We start from the raw sequence: 26,934 nt of genomic DNA, 5'->3' as shown, positions 1-26,934 counted from the left end.
ATCAGGCGCGCCGTTTGGTGGCCACGACGAAATATCCTCGGGCGGTGTCGCTTTCGTTCGGCGTTACCGGTGCGTACCAGCGGCCCCACTGGTTTCCTGGCTCGGCGATATCGGTGACCGTCGCCGACCACCCGTACGGCCGCACCAACTCCGCAGGATCATCGGTTCCGAACAACCATGGAGCGCCGTTGTCCGCCATGGATTTCAGCAGCCCGGCCATGAACGGAGCCGAAAGCAGCGACTTGCCGACGACGTCGTAACAGAGCACCGACCCTGGTACCGACAGGGCATCGATGCGTTCGACGAGCCGATGCACCGCGTCTGTGTCGAGATATTGCAGCAGCCCCTCAACCAGCCACGCGGTCGAAGCGGTGGCGTCGAAACCCGCAGTGCGCAGTGCCTTCGGCCAGTCGTCGGCGAGGTCCATTCCGATCGGTACGCGAGCGCACTGCGGGACGTCGTGAGCGAGGACGGCATTCTTCGCCGCGATGACGGGCGGCTGGTCCAGTTCGAAAACGGTGGTGCCCGCCGGCCACGTCAGGCGGTACGCCTAGCGTCCATGCCCGCGGCGACCAGGACGACGTGCCGGCACGATGAGGCGGCATCGAGTAGTGCATCGTCCCAGAACCGGGTGCGCACCACGATCTGCAGAGTGGTGCGCTCACCTGAGGTGGCCAGGGCCGCGTCGAGCATTCGGTGGCCGGCCTCTCCGGCGAGCTTGTCGGCGAACGGATCGGTGAATAGCCGATCATCACGCACCGATTCGCGGGCACGGATCGCGGCCACCAGCAGTCCGGTGTCGGCGACCGAATCTGGTCTGGTTTCCATCCGTCGATGGTGTCAGCTGTGATGTCGGCGGGGCTTGTACTTTTGCGCCCTAGGTGACTAGGTCCAGATGGCTGGGCAGGCTCGACCGGCGACTCGGGTACTGGCTCGGGGTGATGGCGGTCAGGGCGCGGAAGTCGCGGACGAAGTGGGCTTGGTCGCAGTAGCCGAGATCGGCGGCGATCTGCGCACCGCGCTGCGTTCCAACGTCCAGGTGGCGCAACGCGGCCTGCAGTCGCCGCACCCGTAGATATGGTTTCGGGCCGAGGCCCACCTGTGAACTGAACAGACTGGCCAGCCGCTTCGGTGAAAGTTCGGTCAGCGCAGCGACTTCGGAAACGGTGATCGACGGCTCCGCATCGAGGAGCGGCAGCAGGCCCGCAACGGATCGTCGTGAACACGGATGCAGCCCAGCAGAAACCCTTCCAGAAGCGTGATGCGATCGGCTGCCGAGGATGTTCCAGTCAGGCTCTCACGCAATGTCCGTGCAGCTGTGCCCCAGATGTCCTCGATACCGACGCACCGGTCCTGCAACTCACCCAGCGGGATCCCGAGGAACGGGCGCGCCCCTCCCGGACGGAAGTGCACCGTCATCACGGTCTGGCCGGGCTCGATCTGGGTGACGTAGGACGTGGTGCCCGCACCGGTGATGAACGCTGCAGGAACCTGTCCAGGCGGCGCGCCGACGGCGGCGAAATCCACCAGGTCCCGTTCGCCGAGCTCGATCACGATCGTCACCGCGCCCCGGGGTAGGGCGGTGCTGCGATGCGGCACGTCGCCGCCGTGCTGCCAGTAGCCGATGTAGTCGATGTAGTCGCACAGCGGAGGCCCCGGTCGGTACAAGGCTGGACCCGCTGGTTGCACGATCACCAGGGTATGACGGACCGAGTGTCGGATTCGCACGGCGTTGTTCGTCGTAGAGGTAGAGAGTGAGACCAGCAGGGTTTCACGCCCTACTGTGGGAGGACATCGCCATGTACTACTTCGCACTGCTCCAGGTCCCCGAACGCGACCTCAGTGCCGAGGAAGCAGGCCGGGAAATGCAGGCCTACGCCGAGTTCCACGCCCGAGAGTCGGCGGCGATCCGGGAGGGTGACGCGTTGGGCCCGGCCGCCGAGGCGGTCCGGATCACCGGCGGACCGGATGCGCCGGTGATCACCGACGGTCCGTACGCCGAGGGCGCCGAGGTGGCCGGTGGTTACTACATGTTCGAGGCCGACAACCTCGACGAGGCGCTGCAGCTGGCCCGGCAGATTCCAGCGGCGCAGTACGGAGCGATCGAGGTGTGGCCGGCGGTGCACTGGAACGCGGTGGGCCGGCCGACGACCGACTCCGATTGGCTGGCACTGCTTCTCGAACCCGCCGATGAGGTCAACGTGCCCGGCACGCCCGAATGGGACCAAGGGTTGGCTCAGCACGCCGAGTTCGGGGTCGCGGCGGGATCCCACATACTCGGCGGGGCGCCGCTGCATCCGCCGACGACGGCGACGACGGTGCGTGTGCGGGACGGTGACGTGGTGTTGACCGACGGTCCTACGCGGAGGGCGCTGAGGTCGCCAACGGGTTCTATGTCCTGTCGGCCGCCGACCGTGACGAGGCGACGAAGATCGCGTCGATGATCCCGGCGTCGGTCGTCGAGCTGCGCCGGTTGTCGGGAGTGTCTGGGCTGTAGATGGGTTCGCTGGACGGTGTCTTCCGGCGGGAATGGGGAGGTCGAGTGGGCGCGTCGAGCGGATCGCGTCGATGATCCCGGCGTCGCGTCGTCGTCGAGCTGCGCCGGTTGTCGGGAGTGTCTGGGCTGTAGATGGGTTCGCTGGACGGTGTCTTCCGGCGGGAATGGGGTCCCGCGGTGGCCGCGCTCGCGCGGTGGTCGGGTGACCTGGACATCGCCGAAGACGCCGTCCAGGAAGCCTGCGCGGAGGCACTGCGGAGCTGGCCTCGCGACGGGCCGCCGGACAATCCCGGCGCATGGCTGGTCACCGTCGGCCGCAATCGGGCCAGGGATCGCTTGCGTCGCGAATCCGTGCGCCCGGGAAAGGAACTGTTGGCTGTGCAGGGTGATGGGCAGGCCGACGACCGCGTGGTGCACGGCGTGCGCGACGACGAGCTTCGGATGATCTTCACCTGCGCGCATCCAGCCCTCGAGCGGTCGTCTCAACTGGCGCTGACTCTGCGGCTGGTGTCGGGGCTGACGGTGCCGGAAATCGCACGCGCGCTTCTGCTCACCGAAACGGCCGTCGGACAACGCATCACCCGCGCCAAGAGCAAGATCCGGAACGCCAACATCCCGCTGCGAGTGCCCCCGCCCGAGCTGTTGGCTGAACGCACACCCCACGTGCTGTCGTGCATCTATTCGGTGTTCACCGAGGGGTACTGGTCCACGGCAGGACCGTCTGCGATCCGCGACGAGCTGTGCGACGAAGGTGTGCGGCTGGCCGGCGAACTCTGCGTGTTGATGCCCGCCGAACCCGATGCCCGCGCCTTGTATGCGCTTGTCCTGCTGCATGATTCGCGTCGGTCAACCCGTGTCGACACCGACGGTGCATTGATTCCGCTCGAGGAGCAGGACCGGTCCCGGTGGGACCGGGGCCGGATCGCCCGCGGGCTCGACGGGCTACGCCGTGCGGAGGGGGCAGCCGGGCCGTACCTGCCTCAGGCGGTGATCGCCGCCGCGCACGCGACCGCGCCGAGCTGGGAGCAGACCGACTGGCGGACCATCTGCCGGGCCTACGGCCAGCTACTGCGTCAGACGGACTCGCCGGTGGTGCGGGCGAACCGGGCTCTCGCGATCGGCCTGCGCGACGGACCGGATGCCGGCTTGGCGGCGCTGGAGCGGGTGGCGCACGATCCGCGATTGGCCCGTTCCGCGCTCGTGCCGACGGTGCGTGCCGACTTGTTGCGCCGAGCGGGCAGGCACGCGGAGGCGGTGCGCTGGTATCGGGACGCGATCGATCTCAACGGTTCCGAACCGGGCAAGGCGTTTCTGCGCCGTCGGATCGCCGAGTGCGGCGGGGCGATCGCATAACAAAGAGGTCAGTAAGACAACGGTAAGGAAACGCGCAGATCGCAAACGGTTATCGCGCCGTGTCACAAATGTGACATTTGTGCACCAGTGTTACCGAAGTGAAATCGAGCGCCGCGGGCCTCGATGAGGGATGGGAGGAGTGGCCGTGACTTCTATGACGATGTACGACCAGTCGTGGACGGCCCCGACCATGCTGAGCCTGTGGACGGAGCCGCTGACCAAGCGCGGCAGGGTCGTTCGTCAGGCATCCAAGTGGGCCGGTGTCATCGACACGACCGTGACGGTGCTCTGCCCGCCGGTGGTGTCGGTATGTGCGATCTTCGCCGCAGTGGTGTGGCCTGCGCACGATCCGAGTGAACTGGTCGGCCACGCGGCGACCTCCGCGCCGATCAACGCCCTGGTGCAGGAGAGCGCGCCGGCTCCCTAGCCGGCGCGAGCAAGGCTGCGCCGACCCAGCGACGCAGATACTGGCGAAGCTGGTCGCCATGTCGCGGCGGTCGGCCCGGATCGAGCACGAACGACTGGATGATCCGCAGCAGGTGCTCGCCGAGCTCGTCGAGATCGTTGTCGCTGAAACCCGCTGCGGCCCAATCGACATCGAAGCGGCGCAGCATCGAACCCGCGAACGCCAGCGCGACATCCGAAGTGACCTCGGCGCTGAATGTGCTCGAGCGTTCGGGTCCGAGCAGCAACCCCATGTGCTTGTCGTGTGGCAACCATTCCACCGCTGCGGCAATGCCTTCGGTGACCGCGTCGGCCGGGTCGGTGATGCCGGCCAGGTGATCGGCCAGCCGGTCGAGGAACCCGGTCGCGGCCGACATCGCCGAGGCCTGCAGCAGCGCGTCGGTGCTGGGGAAGTAGCGATAGACGGTCTGTCGGGTGACACCCAGGGTGCGGGCCACATCGGCGATGCTGAGGTCGGCACCGTGCGAGTCGATGGCCTTGTTGGCCGCCGCCAGAATTCTGGCGACGGCTTCCTCATCGGTGGCGGGTGCGGCCCCGGACCATCCGTGTGTCCGCATGTCAGCCGCCCACCGCGGAGTAGTAGGCGACGCCGCCGACGAGCAGGACGATCAAGCACAGCACCAACGTCCCAACGGCGAAGGGCCAGGCCGTTTTGCGCCGAGCAAGTTGGACGATCGCGACAACGATTCCGATCACGCCGAATCCCGCGGCAACTGCCACCGATGTCATCACCGCGGACACTGCGCCTTCGGCACTGCACGTCGCCGGCGGGCAATAGTCCAGGAAGGCCAGCGAGAACAGGCCGAGAAACGCCGCGCCGGCGCCGACCACCACCGTCAGGACCATGAAGATGATCGAGATCGTCAGGTCGGCCGCCGAGCGCGGCGGCTTGGCCGGATACGCCGGGTACGCCTGATATGCCGGGTGGGGCGGATAGCCCGGATAGCCCATGACCCGGGATGCTATCGCGCTAGCGATAGGAGACCGGCAAATGCTTCACGCCGTTGAGCCAGCCCGACCGCAGCCGCTCTGGCTGACCGAGCTTGCTGATGTCCGGGATCTGGTTGGCGATCTCGTTGAAGATCAGCTTGATCTCCATCCGCGCGAGGTTGGCGCCGATGCAGAAGTGCGCGCCGTTGCCGCCGAAACCGAGGTGGGGGTTCGGGTCACGCAAAATGTTGAACTGGAACGGGTTGTCGAAGACTTCCTCGTCATAGTTGGCCGAGCTGTAGAACAGGCCGGCCCGCTGGCCCTTGCGGATCGTCACGCCGCCGAGTTCCACGTCGGCGGTGGCGGTGCGCTGGAAGCAGTGCACCGGGGTGGCCCACCGAACGATCTCGTCGGCCGTCGTCTCCGGGCGTTCCCGCTTGAAAAGCTCCCACTGGTCCGGGTTTTCGAAGAACGCGTTCATCCCGTGGGTCATGGCGTTGCGGGTGGTCTCGTTCCCGGCCACCGCGAGCAGGATCACGAAGAACGCGAACTCGACCTCGGAGAGTGACTCGCCATCCAAGTCCGCCTCCACCAGGCGGGTCACGATATCGTCGGCCGGGCACTTCCGGCGATCCTCGGCCATCGAGTACGCGTAACCCATCAACTCGGCGTTCGCCTCGATCGGGTCGACGTCGTTGAACTCCGGATCGTCGGTGTTCATGATGCTGTTGGTCCAGTGAAAGAGCTTCTGGCGGTCGGCTTCCGGCACGCCGAGCAGGTCAGCGATCGCCAGCAGCGGCAACTGCATCGCGATGTCGTCGACGAAATCGCCGGTGTCCTTCGCGGCGGCCGCGGCCACGATGTCGCGGGCGGCGTCGGCCAGCTTCTCCTCCAGCTTGGCCACCGCGCGCGGGGTGAACAGCCGCGAGACCAGCTTGCGCAGCCGGGTGTGCTCGGGTGCGTCGTGATTGATCAGCAGGGCTTTGGTGATCTCCACCTGGTCTGCGGTCATGTCGTCGGCGAAGCGCATGACGACGCCCTTCTGGTTGGTCGACCACAGGTCGCCGTCGCGGGAGATGTCCCGGATGTCGCGGTGCTTGGTGATCACCCAGTACCCGCCGTCGTCGAACACCGTGCTGCCGAGCGGCTGCTCGTTCCACCAGACCGGCGCGGTCTGGCGCAACTGCGCAAACTCGGCGACGGGCATGCCCTCTTTGATGAGGTCGGGGTCGGTGAAGTCGAAGCCCGCTCCGAACGGGCACACGTTCGCGGTGGTCATGGTCTACCTCGCTGTAGTTGTGATGTAGCGCACCTTTGCAACGACCATACACCTCAACGCTGAGTGTATGCCCGTTAGGTTCGATCGATGACGGATCGCCCCGACCTCGCGGAGTTGCTGCGCCGCCGCGCGCTGACCGAAGACACGGCCCGCCCCGAGGCAGTGTCCCGCCGCCACGCCGCGGGCGGCCGGACAGCCCGCGAGAACATCGCCGACCTGGTGGATGCCGATTCGTTTGTGGAGTACGGGCGCTTCGCGATCGCCGCGCAGCGCCGTCGCCGCGACCTCGACGACCTGATCGCCCGCACCCCCGCCGACGGGCTGATCGCCGGGACCGCACAGGTCAACGGCAAGCCGTGCGCGGTGCTGTCCTACGACTACACGGTGCTGGCCGGCACCCAGGGCTTCGTCGGGCATCGTAAGAAGGACCGGCTGTTCGAGCTCATCGAACGGATGCGGCTGCCCACGATCTTCTTCGCCGAGGGCGGTGGTGGCCGGCCCGGCGACACCGATGTCCCAACCGTTTCGTCGCTAGAAACCCGGGCCTTCAAACTCTGGGCGGCGCTCTCAGGCGTGGTGCCGCGCATCGCGATCGTCAAAGGCCGCTGCTTCGCGGGCAATGCGGTGATCGCCGGCTGCTCGGACCTCATCGTCGCCACCGCCGACAGCTCGATCGGTATGGGCGGCCCGGCGATGATCGCCGGCGGCGGGCTCGGCGACGTCGAACCCGACGCCGTCGGCCCCATCTCGGTGCAGGCGCCCAACGGTGTCGTCGACGTCGTGGTCGCCGACGAGGCCGAGGCGGTCGCGGTCGCCAAACGGCTCCTCGGCTACTTTCAGGGCGTCGCCGCGCCCGGTGCCGTCGCCGACCAAACCGCTTTGCGCACAGTCATTCCCGAACGTGCCCGGCGCGCCTATCCGATCAAGCCGGTCATCGAGACCATCGCCGACCAAGGCTCGGTGACGTTCCTGCGGGAGAAGTTCGCCGCCGAGATGGTCACCGCACTGGCCCGCATCGACGGCCGCCCGGTCGGTGTCATCGCCAACAACACGATGGTGATGGCCGGAGCGATCACCGCCGCCGCCGCCGACAAGGCCGCGCGCTTCCTGCAACTGTGCGACACCTTCGGCTTGCCGGTCGTCTCGCTGATCGACTGTCCCGGCTACATGGTCGGCCCGGCCGCCGAGGCCGAGGCGCTGGTGCGGCGCGCCTCCCGGATGCTGGTCGCCGGCGCGGCGCTGCGGGTGCCGTTGGTGGCGGTCGTGCTGCGCCGCGGTTACGGGCTGGGCGCGCAGGCGATGACCGGCGGCAGCCTGCACGAGCCGCTGCTGACCGTGGCGTGGTCGAACGCGCACCTGGGCCCGATGGGTCTGGAGGGTGCGGTGCGTCTGGGAATGCGCAAGGAGCTGGACGCCATCGCGGACGAGGCCGAGCGGGAACAGCGGGTCGCCGAGGCCACCGCGGCGATGGAGGAGAACGCCAAAGCGCTCAACGCCGCCCAGATCTTCGAGGTCGACGACGTCATCGACCCGGCGGAGACCCGCGGCCTGATCGTCGCGACCCTGGCCGCCGCCGCGGCGCGCGGCGATCTCCCGGCACCGAGGCGATTCGTCGACACCTGGTAGCGGAGTAGGGCGATAGGGTGTGAACCTGTGCGCGTCCTCGTGATCGGATCCGGTGCCCGCGAACACGCCCTGCTGTTGGGCCTGCGCAGAGATCCGCAAATCGACTTCCTTGCCGTCGCGCCCGGCAATGCCGGCACGTCGGCCGTGGCTGAACAGCACGAGGTGGACGTCACCTCCGCCGAAGCCGTCACCGCGCTGGCCCGCAAGCTCGAGGTGGACCTGGTGATCATCGGCCCCGAGGTGCCGCTGGTTCTCGGTGTCGCCGACGCGGTGCGTGCCGCGGGGATCGCCTGCTTCGGCCCGTCGAAGGACGCCGCCCGGATCGAGGGTTCCAAGGCGTTCGCCAAGGACGTGATGGCGGCCGCCGGCGTTCGTACCGCGGGCAGCGATACCGTCGACAACCCCGCCCACCTCGATGCCGCGCTGGATCGCTTCGGTCCCGCCGCCGGCCAACCCGCCTGGGTGGTCAAGGACGACGGGCTGGCCGCGGGCAAGGGCGTGGTCGTCACCGACGATCGAGATGTGGCCCGTGCGCACGCCGCGTCGCTGCTCGACTCCGGGCACCCGGTGCTGCTGGAGTCCTTCCTCGACGGACCTGAGGTGTCGCTGTTCTGTCTGGTCGACGGCGCGACAGTGGTGCCGCTGCTGCCCGCCCAGGACTTCAAGCGGGTCGGTGACAACGACGCCGGACCCAATACCGGTGGCATGGGGGCTTATTCGCCGCTGCCGTGGCTGCCGTCGGACGTGCTGTCGGCGATCGTCAGCGGTGTCGTCGAACCCGTTGCCGCCGAACTGGTTCGCCGCGGCTGCCCGTTCTCGGGGCTGTTGTATGCGGGGCTCGCGATCACTTCGAATGGGCCCGCCGTCATCGAATTCAATTGCCGCTTCGGCGATCCCGAGACCCAGGCGGTGTTGGCGCTGCTGGAATCCCCGCTGGGGCAGTTGTTGCATGCCACCGCGACCGGAACGCTGGCCGACGTGGGTCCGCTCGAGTGGCGCGACGGATACGCGGTAACAGTGGTGGTGGCCGCCGAGAACTATCCCGGCCGTCCTCGGGTCGGGGATGTGATCACCGGGTCGGAGGCCGACGGCGTTCTGCACGCCGGTACCGCCCGGCGCGACGACGGAACCATCGTGTCGTCCGGCGGGCGGGTGCTCTCGATCGTCGGCACCGGAGCCGACCTGGTGGCCGCACGCGAGGAGGCCTACCGGATCGTGTCCTCGGTCCGATTGCCGGGCAGCCACTTCCGCAGTGACATCGGGCTGGCGGCCGCCGAGGGACGTATCACACTAGCTTGACCGGTAGCCGCTTCACGCCGTGAATCACGTTGCTGTGCAGGTACTCCGGCTCACCGACCTGAACGTCCGGTAGCCGGGTGAGCAGCTGGTGGAACAGCTGACGCAGCTCGGTCCTGGCGAGGTTCGCGCCGAGGCAGAAGTGCGGACCGCCGCCACCGAAACCGAAGTGCGGGTTCGGTGATCGGGAGATGTCGAACTCGTCCGGCCGGTCGAACACCGCGTCGTCGCGGTTGGCCGAACAGTAGAAGAGTGCGACCTTCTCCCCGGCCTTGATCTTCGTGCCGGCCAGTTCGGTGTCGGCGGTGGCATGGCGGGCGAAGTTCAGCACCGGAGTGGCCCAGCGGATGAACTCCTCGACCGCGGGGGTGATGCGAGTGTCGAAATCCTCCATCAGCCAAGCCTTTTGGCCGGGGTTGTCGGCGAGCGCCTTGAATGCATGGGAGGTGGTCTGCTTGGTGGTGTCGTTACCGGCGGAGGCCAGCAGCACCATGAACGACCCGATCTGGATGTCGGTGAGCTGGTGGCCGTCCACCTCGGCGTTGACGATGTTGGTCATCAGATCGTCGTGCGGCTCGCGGCGGCGCAGCTGGGCCAGCTCGATACCCGAGCTGGTGAGGATCCCGATCTGGGTGAGCGCATGGGTGGCGCGTTCTTCGAATGAGGCGTAGTCGTCATCGGTTGCGCTGAACAGGCTTTCGGCCGCGTAGGCTACCGCCTCCTGGTTTTCGGGGGCGATCCCGATCATGTCCGAGACCGTCCGCATCGGGAGCTTGGCCGAGCATTCGGTGACGAAGTCGATTTCCTCACCGTCACGCAGTCTGTCGATCAGCCGGTCGACGATATCGGTGGCGTTGGCCTGGATCTGGGCCTCGATGCGGCGAACCTGCTTGGGCGTGAATGTCGCACTGATCAACCGCCGATACAGGGTGTGCTCCGGCGGATCCATCGCCAGGAAGAAGCTCGTGGCCTGTTGGATCTCGGCGGGCAGCGGGTCGACGCTCATGCCCAGCGCCGAGCTGAAGATGTCGGTGTGCTGGCTGACGTACTTGATGTCGGCGTGCCGGGTGATCGCCCAGTACCCGGTCTCCGAATGGGGGAACACCGAGGACACCGGCGGATGCCACGACAGCCCGTCGGCGGCCCGCAGCTGCGCGAACGTACGGTCCCGGGTGGCGAAGTCGGCAGCCCAGAAGTCCGGCGCCGAGATGTCGAGCGGGTGGTACGGCCGCGGGGACAGCGGTGGGCTTTCGACGGTCATGATCTCCTCGCCAGGGCTGCCGAGAGGCTTATCGAATGGATGACAGTAACTGCGACTGTAGACAATTCCACAACCGGAGACAATCCACCGCGGGCATTGCCGCCGAAACCGACAAATCGCCGCGAAAGTGCGAGTTCTGGTCGCCGTAACGTCGATCTCGGCGTGAAGCGGCTCAGGCGGTGAGTAGCGGCGCCATCCACGCGATTTCGCCGGGCAGCTGCGAACTCCAGTAACCGCCGTCGTGGCCGCCGGGCGAGAACCCGCCGGCCGGCGGGTTGGGCAGCTGGGCGATGAACTGCTTGGTTGCTGAATAGAACGGGTCGCTGTTGCCGCAGTCGATCCGGATCGGGATCGACGCCAGCGCAGGCAGGCCGAACACGGTGTTGGCGGCAAAGTCGTCGGGGCCGTCGAACGCACCGGGTGCCGCCGCACCCGACGACAGCCACAGGGCCGGGCTGACCGCGGTGATCGCGGCCGTGCGGGCCGGTCCGAGGCGCGCCCCCAGCAGCAGTGCCCCGTAGCCGCCCATCGACCATCCCAGGAACGCCACCCGAGAGGTGTCCAGGCCTTGGCTGCCGAGCATCGGGATCAGCTCGTCGAGCACCATCTTCCCGGAGTCCTCACCCGAGGCCCGCTGGTGCCAATAGCTGCCGCCACCGTCGACGGCGACCACCGCGAACGGCGGCAGTCCGGCCGCAACCGCTTGCGCCAGGCCCTGCTCGACGCCACCGGCCATCACACCCGCGGCGTCCTGACCCTTGCCGTGCAACGCGATGACCGGCCGCAACGGTGCGGTCTGCCCGGGCGGGCGGGCGATGGCCCAGTTGGTGCTGACCCCGCCGCGCGCTGCCGAGACGAACGAACCGGTGACCATCGTGGGGGCGGCGGCGCCCGCAGCGGGCGGCTCCAGCGGGGCGGGCGGTGCCAGGGGAGCGCCGACGCCGGTCATCGCGACGTCCGGCCCCGCGAGCTGAGTCGCGGATTGCAGGGCGCGGCCGGCAGCGAAGGCACCGGCGGCACCTGCAACGGCTCCGGCGCCGAGTCGCAGAACTGCGCGACGGCTCAGATTCGCCATGCGGGCCATCTTGCCATCGCGCCGCGGAGCGGGTGATCGAGCCTAGCGGCAGGTCGATGCCAGGTTAATGATTCTTCTGAAAGAGCGATGTCCCGCTGACGCTGCTGGCAGCATTGCTGAACGTGACGGCAGCGATGACGCCCAAAGGCGAGCGGCGACGGTACGCGCTGATCAGCGCTGCCGCCGAGCTGCTTCGCGAAGGCGGATTCGAAGCGGTGCGCCATCGTTCGGTGGCGCGTCGCGCAGGGTTGCCGCTGGCGTCCACCACCTACTACTTCTCCTCGCTGGACGACCTGGTGCTCAAGGCCGTCGAGTACATCTGTGCGGTGGAAACCGCGCAATTGCGGGCCCGGGTGGACGCACTCCCGCGTCGGCGGCGTGGTGCTGAGGCCATCGCCGACGTATTGGTCGACCTGCTGGTCGGCGATCCCGACGGGGAGGCGAGCAGCGAAGAACTGATCTCCCGGTATGAGCGCTACATCGCCTGCGCCCGGCACCCCGAGCTGCGCGAAATCCAGCACCGGCTGGCCCAGCAGCGGGTCGATGCCGTGGTGTCGGCCATGGCGCGATCGGGGCGCAATATGCGGACCGATCTGGTGACGGCTCTGGTCAACGCCGTGGACGGTTCGGTGGTCTCGGCTCTGGTCAGCGACGGCGACGGTCCGCGAGAGGTGGCCAGGGCCACGGTGATGGACGTGATCGACGTGTTGGTCCCGATCGACGAGCGCACTGTCCGGGTCTGAGCGATTACGTTCGAAGGCATGGATCTATCCGGGCTCGCACGGCCGGCTACGGAACTGCTCGACGGCGTGATGGACCGGGCGTTGGTCCTGGGCTACACCAAAATCGGTTCGGGGCTGCGCAGGCACTGGTGGGCCGCCGACGCCGACCCGCAGGCTCTGCTGGGCAAACGGGTGGTGATCGCGGGCGCGACGGCCGGCATCGGTCTGGAGATGGCACGCTCATTCGCCGCGCTCGGTGCGACGGTCCACCTGCTGGGCCGCAACCCCGAGAAAGTGGAGACATCGTGCGCGGCGATCCGGGAATCGGTGCCCGGCGCCCACGTGGTGGGCGAGGTGTGCGATGTCTCGGACCTCGATGCCGTGCGGGACTGGACAACCGACTTCGCCGACCGGGTCCCTGCGCTCAACGGCCTGGTCCACAACGCCGGCCTGATGCCCAAGGACCGCGTCCTCAGCCCGCAGGGTCATGAGGTGCAGCTGGCCACGCATGTGCTGGGTCCCCATCTGATGACCGAGCGGCTGCTCCCACTGCTGCGGGCGGCAGGCGGGGCGTCGGTGGTGTGGGTGTCCTCGGGCGGCATGTACGGCTCACCGCTGGTGGTCGACGATCTGGAGTTCCGGAGCGGCTACAACGGGGTCCGGGCCTACGCACGGACCAAGAAGATGCAGGTGGTGTTGGCCGACTCGTGGGCACGCCGGCTGGCCGGCACCGACATCCGGGTGGAGAGCATGCATCCCGGCTGGGTCGACACCCCCGGCGTGGCCGAGTACCTGCCGCGGTTTCGGATCCTCACCCGGCCGCTGCTGCGGGACGTGGCCGACGGCGCCGACACCGCGGTGTGGCTGGTCGCCACCCGGCCGGAGTCCACGCCGGGGCATTTCTGGCATGACCGCCGTCAGCGGCCGACCACATTCGGCTGGCAACGCCACGAGAATCCGGCCAAGGTGCGGCGCCTGCTCGAACAGGTCAGCCGGCTGACCGGGACGTCGGACGAGTGGACCGGCCTGCGGGCGTGAGCATTACGTCGATCTCGGCGTCAGTTCGCCGGGGCCTGCAACCGCGCGAGCCGGTTCTGCAGCAGCGCCACCCGATGCGCGTTGCCCGGCAGGCCGACGTAGCGGTCGGCGAACGTGGCCAGTAGTGCATCGTCCAGGCGTCGCACCGCACCCGCCGGGAAGCGGTAGTCCATCTTCTTGTTGACGGCATCGGTGTCGACATTGGTCAACAGCTCCTCGAGGGCGTCAAGGGTGAGGATGCCCAGGTCGACGAGCAGCGCCGCCATCCAGCCGTAATGCTCGGTTCGCGACCAGCCGGCTTCGGGAAAGCGGTGCCCCAGGTAGGTGGCCAGCACCGGCGTCGCGATGCCCGCCTCCGCCGTGTTCGGGCTGCGGACTTCGGCCATGGACGTGCGCAATCGGTCACGGATCTCGGTGAACTCGCGGTCGGCCAACTCGAGCAGGCCCGCGGCCAGGGTGAACCGGCGGTCGAGCTCCGCGGCGTCCTGCTCGGGGACCGTTCCCTTGTACCGGATGTCGTGTTCGAACTCCGCCCACGCATGTTGCAGGACGGTACGTATCTGGACCGAGGCCGGCTGCGTCTCAGCGTCATTGGCGATCAGCATGTGCCTGCTGGCGTACCCCCACCGGCCCTCGCGGGCCGTCACCTGCCCCATGTCGAGGTCGGTCAACACGTCGAATTCCTCGGACAACAGGGTGCCCACGGCGGTGACGTCCTCGCGGAGGTAGGTGATGACCCGCAGGCCGACCTGGTCGGTGATCTGCGAGGACGGGTCCGTGTAGAGCCGCTGGCCGTTGCTGCTGCGATCGGCCTTGGCCGCGAACGACGCGACGCTCTTGGTGCGGGCCGTCACGCTGAGGTAGTTGATGCCCGCATCATCGAGCAGACGCGTGACCAGCGCGAGGTAGTGCTCGGTGGTGGCGACCAAGGCGGGGCGTCGCTCGGCGTACTGGGCGACGGCGTCACCGACCACACCGGGCATGGGTTCCGGCGGCGTGGGTGTCAGATCCGGCGGCAGTGTCGGCGTGACGATGTAGCCGGTGGCGAAGTCTCCGTAGGTGGTCACCGAACCCGGCCGCTGGGTGGCGTACATCCCGACGTAGGCGCACACGACCGCGTCGATCGGGTCCTCCGCGCGGCGCAATTCGCTTTTGCGCTGGGCGTTCTCGACGGTGGCGCGCATGGCGATCCACTCCGGGTGATCGCCGACCCGTAGCGGCACCGTGGCGTGGGCGAGTCGCTCGATCTCGTCCATCAACCTCAGCAGCTCGGTGCGCAGTTGGGGCAGGCTGCGGCCCTGCTTCTGCTTGTACTTCAGCGTGCGGCCCAGCCGGAACAGCACCACCGTGGCCGGATGCGGATAGACCTCGATGGCCCGCCGCGACGCCCGTGAGTTCGGGTCCATGTCCAGGCCGAGTGCTTCGGCGATCCGCGCGCCGCGCGGGGTTCCGGCGAACTCGGGCTTACCCATGTTCGACGGGTGCGCGCCGGCCTCGAATTTGGCGAAGTCGCGGTTCAGGTCCGTCTCGCAGCCACGCTGGCCGGTCGCGTTGGTCACGATGAGCGGAGCGTCGATGGCGACCAGGCAGGGTCCGTCGACAAACGGGCGAACCTCCTCGAGGATGCTCGAATCGTCTTGTGCGGTGGCGATATGGACGAGCCGTCCGTCGTCGTCGAGTGCGGCGACGCCCGTCGGCTTGCGTTCGCCCCAGGCCAGATCCAGGCCGACAAAGTGCATCCGTCTACCTTGCCGTACCAGGGCCGTAAGCTGTGGGATTGTGACAATCCCCAATGTGCTGGCCGGCCGCTACGCCAGCGCGGACATGGTGGCGATCTGGTCGCCCGAAGCCAAGATCGTGGCCGAACGCCGACTGTGGCTGGCAGTCCTGCGCGCCCAGTCAGAACTAGGCGTCGACGTGCCCGACGGCGTGGTCGCGGACTACGAGCGGGTGCTCGAGCAGGTGGACCTCGCGTCGATCGCCGCCCGCGAACGGGTCACCCGCCACGACGTCAAGGCCCGCATCGAGGAATTCAATGCGCTGGCCGGACACGAGCATGTGCACAAGGGCATGACCAGCCGCGACCTCACCGAGAACGTCGAGCAGCTGCAGATCCGCCGCTCGCTGGAACTCGTGCAGGCCCACGGTGTGGCCGTGGTGGCACGCCTGGCCGAGCGGGCGGTGCTCTACCGCGATGTGGTGATGGCCGGCCGCAGCCACAACGTCGCCGCGCAGGCCACCACGTTGGGCAAGCGGTTCGCGTCGGCCGCCGAGGAGACCCTGATCGCGCTGGCGCGGATTCGCGAGCTGATCGACCGTTATCCGCTGCGCGGCATCAAAGGCCCGATGGGCACCGCTCAGGACATGCTCGACCTGTTCGACGGCGACGCCGTCCGGCTTGCCGAGCTGGAACGCCGGGTCGCCGAATTCCTGGGCTTCAATGCCGTTTTCACCAGCGTCGGCCAGGTCTATCCGCGGTCGCTGGACCACGACGTGGTCTCGGCGCTGGTTCAGCTGGGTGCCGGCCCGTCGTCGTTCGCGCACACCGTGCGGCTGATGGCCGGCCACGAGTTGGTCACCGAGGGCTTCGCGCAGGGACAGGTCGGCTCGTCGGCGATGCCGCACAAGATGAACACCCGCAGCTGTGAGCGGGTCAACGGACTGCAGGTGGTGCTGCGCGGCTACGCGTCGATGACCGCGGAACTGGCTGGCGCGCAATGGAATGAAGGCGACGTCTTCTGCTCGGTGGTGCGCCGGGTGGCGCTGCCGGACGCGTTCTTCGCCGTCGACGGGCAGATCGAGACGTTCCTGACGGTGCTCGACGAGTTCGGCGCCTATCCCGCGGTGATCCAGCGAGAACTGGATCGCTACCTGCCGTTCCTGGCCACCACCAAGGTGCTGATCGCGGCGGTGCGAGCCGGTGTGGGCCGCGAGACCGCGCACGAGGTCATCAAGGAACATGCGGTGGCGGTCGCGCTGGCGATGCGGGAGAAGGGTGCCGAACCCGACCTGCTGGATCGGTTGGCCGCCGACGAGCGGCTGCCGCTGGACCGGGCCGCACTGGACGCCGCGCTGGCCGACAAGGCGGCGTTCACCGGGGCGGCGGGAAGTCAGGTCGACCAGGTGATCGTCGCGGTGGACCGCGTGGTCAGCGACTACCCGGACGCCGCCAAGTACACGCCCGGCGCGATCCTGTAAACCAATGTTGCTGCGCGACATCGACTTCACCGACCTCGACAACTTCGCCGAGGGTTTCCCGCACCACATGTTCGCGATTCACCGCCGCGAAGCACCGGTGTACTGGCACGCGCCGACCGACAACACGCCGGACGGCGAAGGGTTCTGGTCGGTGGCGACTCATCCGGAAACCCTTGCCGTGCTGCGAGATCAGGACACCTACTCGTCGGTGACCGGCGGTCAGCGCCCGTTCGGCGGCACGCTTCTGCAGGACCTTTCGATCGCCGGTCAAGTGCTCAACATGATGGACGATCCGCGCCACACCCGGATCAGGCGCCTGGTCAGTTCTGGCCTGACCCCGCGGATGATCGGCCGGGTCGAAGACGACCTGCGCCGGCGCACCCGTGTACTGCTGGATGCCGTTCAGCCCGGGGTGCCCTTCGATTTCCTGGTCGAGGTGGCCGCCGAGTTGCCCATGCAGATGATCTGCATCCTGCTGGGAGTGCCGGAGAGCGAACGGCATTGGTTGTTCCGGGCCATCGAACCGAGCTTCGACTTCGGTGACTCCCGCAAAGGCGAGATCGGCACCATGTCGATCGAGGAGGCGGGATCACGGATCTACGCCTACGGCTCCGAGCTGATCGCGAAGAAGCGCGCCGAGCCCGGCGACGACATGCTCTCGGTGGTGGCCAACGCCACTGTCGACGACCCCGACGCGCCGTCCCTGAGCGACATCGAGCTGTACCTGTTCTTCAATCTGCTGTTCAGTGCGGGAGCCGAAACCACCCGTAACGCGGTCGCCGGCGGCCTGCTGGCGTTGGCTGAGCACCCCGATCAGCGCGCGCGACTGCGGGCGGATCCCGCACTGTTGCCGACCGCGGTGGAGGAGATCGTCCGCTGGACCTCGCCGTCACCCTCCAAGCGGCGCACCGCAACCCGGGACACCGAGCTCGGTGGGTGCTCGATCCGGGCGGGCGACAAGGTGCTGGTCTGGGAGGGTTCGGCCAACCGCGACGGCGCGGTGTTCGACGACCCGGATACTTTCGACGTCGGCCGTAAACGTAACCCGCACTTGGGTTTCGGGCAGGGTGTGCACTATTGCCTGGGCGCCAACCTGGCCCGGCTGGAGCTGCGGGTGCTCTACGAGGAACTGCTGACCCGCTTCCCGGAGATCCAGGTGGTCAAGCCGGTGGAATGGGCCCGCAGCAACCGGCACACCGGCATTCGGCACCTCTTCGTTGAGCTTGGCTGACGTGCGGCCACCGCCCGACGTGTTCGCGGCGGTGATGGCAACCGGCATCATTTCGATAGCTGCCGCCGACCACGGGTATCGCTGGATCAGCGTGGCGCTGGCCGCGATCGCCGCGGTTGCGTTGCCGGTCCTCGTCGTGGTGTGCGCGCTCGGCTGGCGGCGTTCGGCGCCGGACTTCGGTGACCCCGACGTGCTGCTGCGGCTGTTCACCTACGTGGCGGCGTGCGCGGTGCTCGGCACGCGCCTGGCCGAGTACCGCGCAGCGCTGTGGATCCTGGCCGCTCTGGCACTGCAATTCTGGCTCACGCTGACGCCAGTGGTGGTCCGGCGGATGTGGCGGATCCGCTGGCTCGGGTTGCGGGACCGCTCGCATGGCGCGTGGGAACTGGCCAGTGTCGCCACCTCTGGGCTGGCCATCCTCTCCGCGGATCAGCGCTGGCTGTTCGGCGCGCTGGTGTTCTGGGCCCTGGCGTTGGTGGCGTACGCCGTGATGACCGTGCTGATCCTCTGGCGGGCCTTCCACGAGCGGCTGAACCCGCACGGGTTCGAACCCGACGGATGGATCCTCATGGGCGGCCTGGCGATCGCTACCCTGGCCGGGGATCGGATCCACCGCATCTGGCCGTCAGACGCCGTCGTCGCGATCACCGTGCTGACCTGGGTGCTTGCGACACTGTGGATTCCGGTGCTGGCCTACTTCGCGATCCGGCGCATCAAGTACGACCCGGCCGGCTGGAAGTTCAGGGGCGTGTGGTGGGCGATGGTGTTCCCGCTCGGCATGTACTCGGCGGCGACCTTCGCGATGGCCGCCGAAACGGGGTGGCGCGGACTGCACACCATCTCGCTGGTGTTCTTCTGGGTCGCGTTCGCCGCGTGGGTCATTCTGGCCGCGGGCGGGCTGCTCTACCTCCGGTCACATCACCGCGTGACCGGCATCGACCGGTAGCGCGACGCCGGTGATGTAGCGGGCCTTGGGGCCGGCCAGGAAGACCACCACGTTGGTGACGTCCTCGGCATCGACGAACGGGACCGGCAACAGATTGCCCGACAACGCGGCACCGTTCGGGTTCTCCTGGAACGTCCGCAGGGTGTGGTCGTTGAGGATCATCGGGGTGCCGACGCCGCTCGGGTGCACCGTGTTCACCCGGATGCTGTGCTGGGCATAGGCATTGGCCGCGGAGCGCATCAGTCCGACGACACCATGTTTGGCCGCGGCATAGGCGAACATCGCCGCGCTGCCGTCACCGCCCTTGCCGACCAGACCCTGCGCCGAACTCGTCAGGATGATCGAGCCGCCTCGGCCCTTGCGGATGATCGAGGGCACGGTCGCAACGATGGTGTGCCACACCCCGTTGAGGTTGGTCTCGACGATGTCGCGGTACACCTCGGTGTCGAGCGGATCCTTGAGACCGATCGCCACCACCCCGGCGTTGGCCACGACGATGTCGATCTCCCCGAGCGCGTCCACACCGTTGCGTACCCCGGCCTGCAGCGCGTCGAGGTCGCGCACGTCGGCGACGACCGGAACGATGCGGCGGCCCTGGGCCTCGACGAGGCGGACGGTCTCGTCGAGATCGTCCTTGGTCGCCAGCGGGTAGGGGATCGAGTCGATGTCCGCGCAGAGGTCGATCGCGATGATGTCGGCACCCTCGGCGGCCAGTGCGACGGCATGACTGCGGCCCTGGCCGCGGGCCGCGCCGGTGACTACTGCGACGGTGTCGATGAGGTCTGCCACGACGCGGACTCTAACCGATCGGCTCGCGACTGTGAGAAGCTTCTGAAAGCGATGGCGAAACCCAAAGGTGCAGCGTCGGCCAATTCCTCGCTCCTCGGCCGGCCGGTGGGCGCCAACAGCGAGGAGACGAGGCGGCGCATCCTCGAGGCGGCCATGCGCTGTGTCGCGGCGGTCGGCTACTCGCGGACGACGATCCGCGAGATCGCTCGCGAGGCGAACATGACCAGCGGCAGCCTCTATCACTACTTTCCGAACAAGGCTGAACTTGTCAAGGCCACCTTCGACGAGGTCGCGACCATCGCCGTACCCCGGCTGGAGCAGGCCGCCGAAGACAACGCCGCCACCCTGGACAAACTGATGGCAGTGCTCGACGAAAGCGTTCGGGTGATGCAGGACTACCCGCTCGCTGTCGCCTTCGACCGGGCCATCCGCGCCGAGAGCCCGCAGCACCTGCACCTCGCCGAGAACAGCGACACCCGATTCGTGGCGCTGCGCAACCTGATCCGCGACATCCTCTCCCAGGGGGCCCAGGAGAAGGTGTTGGGTCGCGGGGTGGACGTGGAGAGCGCGGCCAACGCGGTGTACCTGATCTTCCGGGGTCTGAACGAATACGCCGCCAGCACACCGCCGCCCGAGGAGTACCACGCGACGGTGGCCGCACTCAAACAGTTGCTGCGGGGCCAGCTCTTCGGTCAGAGCCGGTAGAGGTTCCGCGCGTTCGCCGCCAGCACCGCATCGACGTGGTCGGCGCCGACGGCATCGGCTATCCGCGCGATATCGCTGTCCTGGAACGGAATTGCCGCCCGGGTTGAGGGCAGGTCACTGCCGAAGACGAGTGCTGCGGGATTCGCGGTCACGATGTCGCGCATCAGGGCGTCGGGATCGGTGACGCTGATCCGGCCGAAGCCGGTGGCCTTCACCACGGCGCCGGACTCGACCAGCCGCAGCAGCACTCCGCCGGTGTCGTCCGACATGGCCAGGTGGTCGATGCTGATCTGGGGCAGGGCGGTCAGGAGGGGCTCCAGCTCGGTGAGATCAGCGGCGTCGAGGTAGAACTCGCAATGCCAGCCGGCGACCTCGTGCACGCGGCGGGCGAGGCTGTCGACATCGTCGAGTGTCGCCGATCCGCCGCGGTACAGGTTGAACCGGACGGCCCGCACGCCGGAGCGGTCCAGTGTCAGGATCTCGTCGTCGGTGCTGTCGCCGCGGATCTGGGTGACGCCGACGAATCCCGGACCGAGTTGTGCCAGAGCATCTTTGAGGTAACTCTGGTCGAAAGCCTGGAAGGATCCGCTGACCACGGCACCACCGGTGATGTCGAGCGGATCGACGCGCATGCGGTAGTCGGCGACGGTGAAGGCTTCCGGCAGGTAGCCGTTGTTGGGTACCAGCGGAAACCGGGGATCGATGATGTGAAAATGCGCATCAAAGAGGCGACGCGCGAGGGTCACCGGTCCGCCTTGATGAAGTCGGCGCACCGCTCACCGACCAGGATCGCCGGCGCGTTGGTGTTGGCCCGCGGGATACGGGGAAACACCGACGCGTCGGCCACGCGCAGGCCGGTGACGCCACGCACGTTCAGCTTCTCGTCCAGTACGCTGCCGGCGTCGGTGCCCATCGCGGCCGAGCAGGCGGGGTGCCCGGTGGTGGCGATCGAACTACGCAGCCACGCCTCGATCTGGGCGTCGGTGACGGTGTACGGGCCGGGGTGCAGTTCGGTGGTGATCACCGAGGCGAACGGCTCGGTGCCGACGATCTCCCGGGTGCGTCGCACGATACGGATGAACGCCTGCACGTCGTCCGGGTGGGTCAATGTGTTGAGCCGAATCTCCGGCGGCACATGAGGATCGGCGGACTGCGCCATCACGGTGCCGCGGCTTTTCGGGGTCCAGTAGGACTGCAGCACCGACGAGGCGCGGCGAAGTTCTTGCTCCATCGCGATCAGGTTGACGTAGCTGGGGGAGTGGATCAGCTGGAAATCTGGGGCAGGCAGGTCGGGGTGGGACCGGACCTGCGCGATCGCCTCCATCGCATTGCTGGTGAGTTTTCCGGTGCGGCGAAACAACCAGCGGAGCAACCATTGTGGCTTCTGAGCATCCGACAGGCCGACTAAGCCGGGGTGTACGTCCCAGCTCATCGCCGCCGCGGGGTGATCGGTGAGGTTGGTTCCCACCCGGGGGCTTTCGACGACCGGCGTGATCCCCGCCGCGCTGAGGTGGTCGGCCGCGCCGATGCCGGAGAGCTGCAGCAGCTGTGGCGTTCCGTACGCGCCGGCCGACAGGACGATCTCGCGGGCGGCGGAGACGATGTGCCGGCGTCCTTTGCGTTCGTACTCCACGGCCACCGCGCGCCCGTCACGGATCACCACCCGGTGCACCAGGGCTCCCGTCACGACACTGAAGTTCGAACGACGCCGCGCCGCAGGCAGATACGCCCGAGCAGTGTTCCAGCGCTGCCCCTTCCAGATCGTCACCGGAGCAATCGACGACCCGTCGAGATCAGGCCCGCCGATGTCCTCGTTGGCGCTGACACCGGCGGCTCGGGCGGCGTCCACCCATCGGACGGAGGTCACGTCGGGCTCCGCCAGCCGGGTGATTCGGACCGGCCCGGTGGTGCCGTGCGACGGGCCGCCCAGATAGTGCGACTCGATACGGCGGAACACCGGCTCGACATCGGACCACCCCCAGCCGGGCAGGTCCCAGCCGTCGTAGTCGAGTCGGGTGCCGCGGATCCACACCATCGCGTTCATCGAGCTGGTTCCGCCGAGCACGCGACCCCGGGGTTGCGGGATGGTCCGGCCGTCGCACGCCGGTTCGGGTGCCGTGCGGTAGTCCCAGTCGGTCGCGCTACCCATCTGCGCGGCGAAGGCCAGCGGCGCCCGCACCGTCAGGCGCCGATCCGAACCGCCGGCCTCCAGCAGCAGGACGCGTGAATGTCCTTCTGCCACGCGTGCGGCCACGGCACAGCCCGCCGACCCTGCGCCGATGACGATGTAGTCGAATGCGGCCACTAGCCTTGCGCGCTGATCGCGTGTTCGGGGCAGTCCTGCACGGCCGTGGCGACGAGATCCTGGTACTGGTCCGGTATCTCGTCGAGCACCACCTCGGCGTAGCCGTCGGCGGTCCACGCGAACACGTCCGGGCACGTCGACACGCAGTCGCCGTGCCCGGCGCAGCGGTCGGGATCCACCGAAGCCTTCATCGGTTCCCTATCCGTCAGATCTCGACACCTTCGTAGCTCGCGAGCATATCGGGATCGGGCAGCGACATTTGGAGGTATACGTCGATACGGGTGATCTTTTCGCTCTGGTCGAACTCGTAGACCGACACCGAGTTGACCGAGTTGCTGAAGTCGCCGATTCTGCTGCGCTCCTCGAGTTCGAGGAACACCACGCTGCCGGCCTCGGTGACCCGCTTGAATTCCGACTCCCACTCCGATGATGTCGCCCAGTTGGTCAGGAACGCGATGTAGGTGTCCCAGTTCATCACCTCTTTGAAATTGCCGACCCGCACGAAGTTTTGCGTGTCGACGAGCTCGGCCAGCGGCGCCCAGCTCTCGGTGCCGAAGCCCGGCTGTTTGGCCTCGTCGACCAGACGCTTCATCAGGGCGCTGTAGTCCAGCACCCTCTGCGACAACGTCATCAGACGGTCAATCCCTCCTCGGCCAGCCGGCGATCCAAGGCGTCGGTGTATTCGTGGGTTCCGTGGAACGGCCCGTGCACGCCGATCGCGACATCCAGGAAGTCGCTGTACTCGCTGTTGACGTGGGTCTCCCAGCGCACCACGTCACCGTTGTCGTCGGTGTCGATGAAACTGTAAGAGTAGAAGCCCATTACGGCACCGGTGTCGGAGTTGGTGCCCTGCCAGCGGGTCTTCATGACGAAGCCGTTGTCGGCCGGCCAGTGCTTGAAATCGACGGGCTTCCAGTCCGGGAACCGCAGTGAGTAGACCTTGGCCTCCATGGTCGAGGCGCGAGCGGACTCCTCCGGGAACTCGCTGAGCTTGAACGCCTCGTCGCCGGTGAAGTACGGCGAGGCATACATGCAGACCGGGTGGAATTTCCAGACGTCGACGAACTTTTCGCCGTCCTGCACACCCTGGCGCAGGTAGGCGTCACCGTAGGCCCGGGCCATCCGGGTATGCAGCGAGATGCGTTCTTCGAGATTCACTGTGCGGCCTTTCCTGCCATCCATCGATCCATGGTGTCGTGAAACTTTGCGACGACGATCTCCTCGTTCACCAGCATCAGGTGATCGAGGCTGACGTTGCGCAGCCCTGCCTGCTGACGCTGCATCTGCTCATAATCCTGTTGCAGCGCTTCGAAATACTTGTGACTGCCTGGTTCGTCGACCTCGGTCAGGTCAACGGTGAACGCCGCCGCCATCTCCGGTGGCAGATACATGTAGCTCGCGACATGCCAGATGCACCGGTTGGGGTCCCCATCGGGGTGCGGCCTCGCCAGGATCACGTGGCACTCGCCGGCCCTGATGGTCATCATGAAGTTGGGGAAGAGGAACCAGCCGTGGTTGTCGCTCATCTGGGCGTCGGTCAGGCCGCTGACGTCCAAGCCGATCTCGGTGAGGTGCGCGCGGGTTGCCTTCTGCAGCAGCGTGCGCGCCGTGACACCGTCGGGGAAGTCGATGGAGCCGTCGTCCGCGGTGTACTCCTTGACGAGTTCTTGGAATCGAGGGATCACCGCGACCGTGCCTGGGAAGGTCTCGGGCAGCGACAGCGTGCCCTCGACCTGTTTTTCGGGGGTGGCCCCCACGACGTCGAACGGGGCCATCGCGATGGTGTGGTTCTCGAAGAACTTGTAGCGCGTGGTCTCGGGCTGGATGTTGAGCACTGCCAGCAGTTGTGGGTGGACTCCGTTGACGTGATAGCCCTCGTTGAAGGCGTCCATCACGACTTTCCAGTTGCAGTCCAGCGCTTCTCGGACGTTCATCACCGTCGACATCAGTTCGAGGTGATACGGCTGCAGAGTCGCCATCGCCTCCGCACCGATCCACTCCCCAAGCGGCTGGGCGCCGGGATCGGGGTTGATGAAGATGAATCCGCCGAAGGTGTCCACCGGAACTGTGATCAGCGAGTTGTCGCTCTTGTCGATGCCGCCGGCGTTCTGTTCCCGCAGCAGTCCCTTGAGCCGCCCGTCGAGGTCGTAAGACCAGAGATGGTATTGGCACAGAAAGCCGCGCTTGGCGTTGCCGGTGCGGCCCTGGCAGATGGCATTTCCGCGATGCCGGCAGGCGTTGACGAAACCGCGCAGTTTCTCGTCCTTGCCCCGCACGATGAGGAAGGACTGGTCGTAGATCGTGTATTCCATCCAGTCGCCGACTTTGGGAAGGTCGTCCACCCGGCCGGCGATCTGCCACGTCTTCATCCAGATCGCCTCACGCTCGCGTTCGGCGTACTCCCGCGATCGGTAGCGGTCGGTGGAGACCTGAGACGTGAAGCTGCCCGCCAGATCGTCGAGTCCCGGCGCGTGGTCCACCCAGTCGCCGGGCAGGGCTGTAGACGTCATCGATGAACCCCTCCAGGGCAGTAATCAATCGTTTGATTGATTACTCTGCGACCGTCGGGCCGCAGTGTCAAGGTTTTGGTGCGGTTACGTGCGCACAGCGCTCGTCAGCGCGCCGAAATGGCCACGCGTACCTGATTCAGTACCCGATCCGGGTGTTGCGTCAGATCCAGCCAGGTGAAGCGGAGCACCTGCCAGCCCTGCAGGGCGAGCCGATTCTGTCGGATGCGGTCGTTCTGGAATGCGGCCTGGTCGCTGTGGAATGCCCAGCCGTCGATCTCGATCGCGACGCGCTGGTGTGGGAAAGCGATGTCGACGACGTAACCGCCAACCGCGAAGTTCGCCTTCCAGCCAGTGATTTCGGCTTGCCGGAGTAACCGGATCATCAGCCGTTCTGCTTCCGATCGCGCGCCACCGGCGGCTGTGTCAAGCAGACGCCGGACGGCGGTGGATCCGCGGCGACCGAGATTGCGCGCATGGGCACGTTCGAGTTCGATCAATCTGACTCGACGCTGGAGAGCGGTGTCCATGATGGCCGGCCCGCCGCCTGGGCATACGGCCGCCTCGATGACCGTGAGCGCGGGTGCGGTCACTCGTAGCGATCGGTGCTCGATGATGTCGACCTCGGCAAGATCACACCGGCGCAGGCGAGTCCCACGAGCAGCTCGACCGTGGCTGTTGCGCGGCACGGTGATCTCGACGGTGTCCGGGGCGGTCGCGATGAGACCCAGCCACCACGCGGCGGCAAGCCCGCTGGCAGTGGCGCGAGGCCCGCGACCCCATACCGCGGCTCGTATTCGGGCTGCAGGGGTGAAAGGCCGATCGTCGGCGAAGTACACGCCCAGGGCGCAACGGCGCCATTGACCTGAGCGCACGCGGCGGCGAACGGCGAATTCGCTCAGACCGGCGCGCTGGGCCTGCGCGAGGGTGATGACCCCGTCGTGTCGGCGGAGCAAGTCTTCGAGCACAACTGAACAGACGCCGCCGGGGCCGCGCCGGTTCCATCGAAAGATTTGGCGCGATCACGTGCGCACAGCGCTCGTCAGCGCGCCGGATTCCGCCAATAGCGCGGGGCGGCCACACCTGCCGAGCGCAGTTCGAGAGTGGCCAGTCCGCGGATCGCATACGGGTCCTCGCGCCGCCAGGCGCCGACCGGGTCGAACGTCACTTCGGTGAGCTTGCGCAGCGGCCGGTTGGCCAGGGCACGCAGCGCCAGCAGCTGCTCGCCGGCAGGGGTGCGGGCCAGCGCGATGACCGTCCACTTGCGGCGGAAGAAGCGGATCCGCAGGAACAACCACGGCATACCGACGGCCAGGATCGGCGGTGCCGCCACCGCGAACGCCAGCACCACCGCCAGCCAACTTGCCGTGGTGTCCAGGTTGTGGCCCGCGCCCGCGACGTCGAGGGCGGCCTCGCTGGCGGCCCGCAGCGGCTTGGCGACGGTGTCGCCGACCAACGGGATCTTGTGCGCGCTGTCACCGGCGGAATGCAGATTGTCCGAGATCCCGGTGGCACCGTCTTTGACCTGACGGCCGACATCGGCGATCGTCGTGACCGCGGTGTGTACCGCCAGGCCGACCACGACCCACACGGTGATCCACGAGGCGACCAGCAGGTCGCTGACCAACTGCGCCAGCAGCCGGCCGGGGGTGGTGGCGTAGGGCAGGAACCGCGATCTCATGGCTCGATCCCAGCACAGTCGCGCCAAGTC

Annotated in this window: 25 protein-coding genes and 3 pseudogenes; 11 read left to right on the top strand and 17 right to left on the bottom strand. The window is 67.5% G+C overall.

What is annotated here, in order from left to right; genetic code table 11:
• Nucleotide 1: 1 nt before the first annotated feature.
• A pseudogene (locus D3H54_RS25350) lies at nt 2-828 on the bottom strand (SAM-dependent methyltransferase).
• A gap of 49 nt (nt 829-877) precedes the next feature.
• Nucleotides 878-1,668 (bottom strand): annotated as a pseudogene (locus D3H54_RS25345) (helix-turn-helix domain-containing protein).
• 131 nt (nt 1,669-1,799) lie between these two features.
• Between D3H54_RS25345 and D3H54_RS25340 the strand changes: the two are divergent.
• From D3H54_RS25340 to D3H54_RS25330, 3 genes and pseudogenes are all read left to right on the top strand, one after another.
• Nucleotides 1,800-2,497 (top strand): annotated as a pseudogene (locus D3H54_RS25340) (YciI family protein).
• 132 nt (nt 2,498-2,629) lie between these two features.
• The gene (locus tag D3H54_RS25335) at nt 2,630-3,850 is read left to right on the top strand and encodes an RNA polymerase sigma factor (protein WP_149382261.1); all 1,221 of its coding nucleotides are present in this window, start codon (nt 2,630-2,632) and stop codon (nt 3,848-3,850) included.
• A gap of 145 nt (nt 3,851-3,995) precedes the next feature.
• Entirely contained in the window at nt 3,996-4,277 is a 282-nt protein-coding gene (locus D3H54_RS25330; RefSeq protein ID WP_149382259.1) for a hypothetical protein, read from the top strand.
• Here D3H54_RS25330 and D3H54_RS25325 read toward each other — a convergent pair.
• From D3H54_RS25325 to D3H54_RS25315, 3 genes are read right to left on the bottom strand one after another with little or no spacing between them, the layout of a single operon-like run.
• Nucleotides 4,240-4,872, bottom strand: a complete 633-nt coding sequence (locus D3H54_RS25325; protein ID WP_149382257.1) for a TetR/AcrR family transcriptional regulator — start codon at nt 4,870-4,872, stop codon at nt 4,240-4,242. The genes D3H54_RS25330 and D3H54_RS25325 overlap by 38 nt on opposite strands.
• Before the next feature lies 1 nt (nt 4,873).
• Nucleotides 4,874-5,266 (bottom strand): hypothetical protein, encoded by a 393-nt coding sequence (locus D3H54_RS25320; protein ID WP_210419592.1) that lies wholly within the window; start codon nt 5,264-5,266, stop codon nt 4,874-4,876.
• A 19-nt stretch (nt 5,267-5,285) separates the two neighbouring features.
• The gene (locus D3H54_RS25315) at nt 5,286-6,524 is read right to left on the bottom strand and encodes a cytochrome P450 (protein WP_149382256.1); all 1,239 of its coding nucleotides are present in this window, start codon (nt 6,522-6,524) and stop codon (nt 5,286-5,288) included.
• Nucleotides 6,525-6,611: 87 nt separating this feature from the next.
• Here D3H54_RS25315 and D3H54_RS25310 point away from each other — a divergent pair, with 87 nt between their 5' ends.
• Nucleotides 6,612-8,150, top strand: coding sequence for an acyl-CoA carboxylase subunit beta (locus D3H54_RS25310; protein WP_149382254.1), 1,539 nt, complete (start codon nt 6,612-6,614; stop codon nt 8,148-8,150).
• A 27-nt stretch (nt 8,151-8,177) separates the two neighbouring features.
• A complete protein-coding gene (purD, locus tag D3H54_RS25305) occupies nt 8,178-9,449 on the top strand; it encodes a phosphoribosylamine--glycine ligase (RefSeq protein WP_149382252.1) in 1,272 nt (423 codons plus the stop codon).
• Here purD and D3H54_RS25300 read toward each other — a convergent pair.
• A complete protein-coding gene (locus D3H54_RS25300; protein ID WP_149382250.1) occupies nt 9,436-10,707 on the bottom strand; it encodes a cytochrome P450 in 1,272 nt (423 codons plus the stop codon). The genes purD and D3H54_RS25300 overlap by 14 nt on opposite strands.
• 172 nt (nt 10,708-10,879) lie before the next feature.
• Entirely contained in the window at nt 10,880-11,791 is a 912-nt protein-coding gene (locus D3H54_RS25295) for an alpha/beta hydrolase (RefSeq protein WP_149382248.1), read from the bottom strand.
• 104 nt (nt 11,792-11,895) lie between these two features.
• On the opposite strand from D3H54_RS25295, the gene D3H54_RS25290 reads away from it, so the two are divergent.
• Both D3H54_RS25290 and D3H54_RS25285 read left to right on the top strand, forming a co-directional pair.
• Nucleotides 11,896-12,525, top strand: a complete 630-nt coding sequence (locus tag D3H54_RS25290; RefSeq protein WP_168214970.1) for a TetR/AcrR family transcriptional regulator — start codon at nt 11,896-11,898, stop codon at nt 12,523-12,525.
• 18 nt (nt 12,526-12,543) lie between these two features.
• Nucleotides 12,544-13,542 carry an SDR family NAD(P)-dependent oxidoreductase gene (locus tag D3H54_RS25285; RefSeq protein ID WP_149382247.1) on the top strand — a complete coding sequence of 333 codons (999 nt, stop codon included), beginning with the start codon at nt 12,544-12,546 and terminating at the stop codon, nt 13,540-13,542.
• A 20-nt stretch (nt 13,543-13,562) separates the two neighbouring features.
• On the opposite strand, the gene relZ is transcribed toward D3H54_RS25285, so the two are convergent.
• Complete coding sequence (gene relZ, locus D3H54_RS25280) at nt 13,563-15,281, bottom strand: bifunctional ribonuclease/(p)ppGpp synthase (RefSeq protein ID WP_149382245.1); 1,719 nt, start codon at nt 15,279-15,281, stop codon at nt 13,563-13,565.
• 40 nt (nt 15,282-15,321) lie between these two features.
• On the opposite strand from relZ, the gene purB reads away from it, so the two are divergent.
• Genes purB through D3H54_RS25265 form a run of 3 tightly spaced genes read left to right on the top strand, consistent with a single transcriptional unit; the run spans nt 15,322 to nt 18,917 of the window.
• Nucleotides 15,322-16,740, top strand: a complete 1,419-nt coding sequence (gene purB / locus D3H54_RS25275; RefSeq protein WP_149382243.1) for an adenylosuccinate lyase — start codon at nt 15,322-15,324, stop codon at nt 16,738-16,740.
• Nucleotides 16,741-16,744: 4 nt separating this feature from the next.
• Nucleotides 16,745-17,971 (top strand): cytochrome P450, encoded by a 1,227-nt coding sequence (locus D3H54_RS25270; protein WP_149382242.1) that lies wholly within the window; start codon nt 16,745-16,747, stop codon nt 17,969-17,971.
• Nucleotide 17,972: 1 nt separating this feature from the next.
• Nucleotides 17,973-18,917 (top strand): tellurite resistance/C4-dicarboxylate transporter family protein, encoded by a 945-nt coding sequence (locus tag D3H54_RS25265; RefSeq protein ID WP_286198999.1) that lies wholly within the window; start codon nt 17,973-17,975, stop codon nt 18,915-18,917.
• Here D3H54_RS25265 and D3H54_RS25260 read toward each other — a convergent pair.
• Entirely contained in the window at nt 18,885-19,706 is an 822-nt protein-coding gene (locus D3H54_RS25260; RefSeq protein ID WP_149382240.1) for a mycofactocin-coupled SDR family oxidoreductase, read from the bottom strand. The two genes, D3H54_RS25265 and D3H54_RS25260, sit on opposite strands and share 33 nt — an antisense overlap.
• A 51-nt stretch (nt 19,707-19,757) precedes the next feature.
• Between D3H54_RS25260 and D3H54_RS25255 the strand changes: the two genes are divergently transcribed.
• Nucleotides 19,758-20,411 (top strand): TetR/AcrR family transcriptional regulator, encoded by a 654-nt coding sequence (locus tag D3H54_RS25255; RefSeq protein ID WP_149382238.1) that lies wholly within the window; start codon nt 19,758-19,760, stop codon nt 20,409-20,411.
• Here the strand turns inward: D3H54_RS25255 and D3H54_RS25250 are convergent.
• The 8 genes from D3H54_RS25250 to D3H54_RS25215 all read right to left on the bottom strand — a co-directional run bounded on the left by D3H54_RS25250 (nt 20,399) and on the right by D3H54_RS25215 (nt 26,904).
• Nucleotides 20,399-21,157, bottom strand: a complete 759-nt coding sequence (locus tag D3H54_RS25250) for an amidohydrolase family protein (protein ID WP_149382237.1) — start codon at nt 21,155-21,157, stop codon at nt 20,399-20,401. The two genes, D3H54_RS25255 and D3H54_RS25250, sit on opposite strands and share 13 nt — an antisense overlap.
• Nucleotides 21,154-22,716 (bottom strand): GMC family oxidoreductase, encoded by a 1,563-nt coding sequence (locus D3H54_RS25245; RefSeq protein ID WP_149382235.1) that lies wholly within the window; start codon nt 22,714-22,716, stop codon nt 21,154-21,156. The genes D3H54_RS25250 and D3H54_RS25245 overlap by 4 nt, the downstream gene beginning before the upstream one ends.
• A complete protein-coding gene (locus D3H54_RS25240) occupies nt 22,716-22,907 on the bottom strand; it encodes a ferredoxin (RefSeq protein ID WP_149382234.1) in 192 nt (63 codons plus the stop codon). Before D3H54_RS25240 ends, D3H54_RS25245 begins: the two co-directional genes overlap by 1 nt.
• Before the next feature lie 14 nt (nt 22,908-22,921).
• The gene (locus tag D3H54_RS25235; RefSeq protein ID WP_149382232.1) at nt 22,922-23,347 is read right to left on the bottom strand and encodes a hypothetical protein; all 426 of its coding nucleotides are present in this window, start codon (nt 23,345-23,347) and stop codon (nt 22,922-22,924) included.
• Nucleotides 23,347-23,874 carry a hypothetical protein gene (locus D3H54_RS25230; RefSeq protein WP_149383730.1) on the bottom strand — a complete coding sequence of 176 codons (528 nt, stop codon included), beginning with the start codon at nt 23,872-23,874 and terminating at the stop codon, nt 23,347-23,349. The genes D3H54_RS25235 and D3H54_RS25230 overlap by 1 nt, the downstream gene beginning before the upstream one ends.
• Entirely contained in the window at nt 23,871-25,226 is a 1,356-nt protein-coding gene (locus D3H54_RS25225) for an aromatic ring-hydroxylating oxygenase subunit alpha (protein WP_149382230.1), read from the bottom strand. Before D3H54_RS25225 ends, D3H54_RS25230 begins: the two co-directional genes overlap by 4 nt.
• 104 nt (nt 25,227-25,330) lie before the next feature.
• The gene (locus tag D3H54_RS25220) at nt 25,331-26,191 is read right to left on the bottom strand and encodes a type IV toxin-antitoxin system AbiEi family antitoxin domain-containing protein (RefSeq protein ID WP_149382228.1); all 861 of its coding nucleotides are present in this window, start codon (nt 26,189-26,191) and stop codon (nt 25,331-25,333) included.
• A gap of 74 nt (nt 26,192-26,265) precedes the next feature.
• On the bottom strand, nt 26,266-26,904 hold the full coding sequence (locus D3H54_RS25215) for a hypothetical protein (protein ID WP_149382226.1): 639 nt from the start codon (nt 26,902-26,904) through the stop codon (nt 26,266-26,268).
• Nucleotides 26,905-26,934: the final 30 nt, after the last annotated feature.

This window comes from Mycobacterium sp. ELW1 (genome assembly GCF_008329905.1).
In the GTDB taxonomy this organism is placed as follows: Bacteria; Actinomycetota; Actinomycetes; order Mycobacteriales; family Mycobacteriaceae; genus Mycobacterium.
Note: the sequence above shows the minus strand (reverse complement) of the source record. Positions and strands in the feature narration are given on the sequence as shown.